Raw genomic sequence first — 2,550 nt, forward strand, 5'->3', positions numbered from 1 at the left:
CGCTTGGGTGACAAGCTTTCGAAACTGATTGGCGGCAACGACGGCGAAACCGTCGTCACCGACACCACGAGCCTGAACCTCTTCAAGGCGCTCGCCTCCGCCGTGCGCATCCAGCAGCAGGACGCCCCGGGCCGCCGCGTCATCCTCACCGAACGCGACAACTTCCCGACCGACATCTACATTGCCGAGGGCATCAGCGATTTCCTGAACTCGGTCGATGCCGAAACCGGCGAACACTATGAAGTCCGCCTGATCGACGAAAACCTCAGCTTGGCCGAAGCCCTGGACGATTCGGTCGCCGTTGTGTCGCTGTCGCACGTGAACTACCGCACCGGTGCCATGTGGGACATGAACGAGGTAAGCGCCGCGGCCCACGCTGCTGGTGCCTTGGTGATCTGGGACCTCGCGCACGCGGCCGGCGCTGTTCCGGTGGACCTGAACGGTGCCAACGCCGACTACGCCGTGGGTTGCACCTATAAGTACCTCAACGGCGGCCCGGGTTCGCCGGCCTTTATCTGGGTCAATGCCCGCCACCAGGGGCGCTTCTGGCAGCCGCTGACCGGTTGGTGGTCCCACGCCGCACCGTTCGCGATGGCCGACAGCTACACGGCCGCCAACGACGTGCGCCGCTTCCTCTGCGGAACCCAGCCGATCACCTCCATGGCCATGGTCGAATGCGGGCTCGATGTATCGCTCGAGGCCGACATGGACCAGGTGCGTGCGAAGTCGCTGGCGCTGACCGACCTCTTCATTGAGCTGGTGAAGGAACGCTGTGGCGAATTCGGCCTGGAACTGATCACCCCGGAAAACCACGCGGAGCGCGGCAGCCACGTCAGCTTCCGCCACCCCGAGGGCTATGCCATCATCCAGGCGCTGATCGGCCGCGGCGTCATCGGCGACTACCGCGAGCCGGAGGTCCTGCGCTTCGGCATCACCCCGCTCTACCTGTCCTACACCGACATCTGGGACGCGGTGGAAATCCTGCGCGACATTCTTGAAACGCGGGCCTGGGACGTCCCGGCCTACAAGTCCCGCAACGCAGTCACCTAGGATCCGTTAGGCCTTTCAGCAACAACCCAATGGATGGCTGCCGGGAACACCCGGCGGCCATCCATAGGAATCGCTATACCCAAAAACCGTTCGGCAATACTCACTCCCACCATCCGAGGTCACCCATGAGTTCGTCACTGGATAGCATCAAAAAAAGAGAAGCAGGCCTTTCCCGGCAGCTGACATCACGCCAATTGAGCATGATCGCGCTGGGCGGGGCCATTGGCACGGGCCTCTTCCTGGGCAGCAAGTTTGCCATCTCCTTCGCGGGCCCGAGCGTTATCCTCAGCTACGCCATTGGCGGGCTCATTGCCGTGCTGCTGATGGGTGCCCTGTCTGAAATGACGGTCGCCCACGCGACCACGGGTTCCTTCGGCGCCTTCGCCGAGCACTACATCAACCCCTTCGCCGGATTCATGATCAAGTACCTGTACTGGTCCTGCATCGTGCTGGCCGTCGGCACCGAGGTCACGGCCGTCGGCGACTACATGACCATGTGGTTCCCTGGGGTTCCGCCGATCGTCTGGGTGCTGGGCTTCTCGGTCCTGCTCATCGGCGTGAACATGTTCAACGTCAAGGCATTCGGCACCCTCGAGTACTGGTTCTCCGCCACCAAGGTCTTCGCCATCGTCGCGTTCATCCTCGTCGCGGCGGTGCTGGTCTTCGGCGGATCCAACCCCGACTTCGGGTTCCACAACTACCAGGCCGAGGGCGGCTTCTTCATGGGAGGCGCCAAGGGCGTCTGGTTTGCGGTCATCCTGGCGATCTTCTCCTACCTGAGCATCGAGATGATCGCGGTGGCGGCCGGGGAGGCCAAGGATCCCGAGGTCGCCGTCAAGAAGGCCTTCAAGGTCACCCTGGTGCGCCTCTTCCTCTTCTACATCCTGACCCTGTCGCTGATCCTGGCCATCGCCCCGGTGAGCAAGATCCTCGAGGGCGGCAGCCCGTTCGTCACGGTCATGCAGGTCATCGGCATCCCGTACGCCGACTCCATCCTGAACTTCGTGGTCATCATCGCGGCACTGTCCGCCATGAACTCCCAGCTCTACATCTCCACCCGCATGATGTTCTCGCTCTCCCGCGCCGGCCAGGCCCCGCGCATCTTCGGCAAGGTCCGCAAGAACGGCGCCCCGGTGAACGCGCTGCTGCTTTCCGCCGGCGGAATCGCCGTCGCCACGCTGATCTACGCGGCCAACCCGGAAACCGGATTCACGGTGATGATGGCGCTGTCGATGTTCGGAGCCATGGCCACCTGGATGCTGATCTTCGTGACGCACCTGTTCTTCCGCCGCGCCCACCAGCGCAGCGGCGAAAAGCTGAAGTACAAGCTGCCGTTCTACCCGCTGGGCTCGCTGGTCGGCGCCCTGCTGATGGCGGCCCTGCTCGTCACCACCTTGTTCACCAAGGAATTCACCATGACGATGATCTTCGGGGTTCCTTTCGCCCTGGTCGTCGCGGTGCTGTACTTCGTGATGCGCAAGCGCATGGTCCCGGCCGATG

2 protein-coding genes are annotated in these 2,550 nt (G+C 63.3%); both read left to right on the forward strand.

What is annotated here, in order from left to right:
• On the forward strand, positions 1 to 1,050 hold a 1,050-nt coding region (kynU, locus tag ACIQLF_RS21805), incomplete at its 5' end, for a kynureninase (RefSeq protein WP_400303324.1).
• Positions 1,051 to 1,250: 200 nt separating this feature from the next.
• On the forward strand, positions 1,251 to 2,550 hold a 1,300-nt coding region (locus tag ACIQLF_RS21810; protein WP_400303327.1), incomplete at its 3' end, for an amino acid permease.

This window comes from Paeniglutamicibacter sp. NPDC091659 (assembly GCF_044756805.1).
Taxonomy (GTDB): Bacteria; Actinomycetota; Actinomycetes; order Actinomycetales; family Micrococcaceae; genus Paeniglutamicibacter.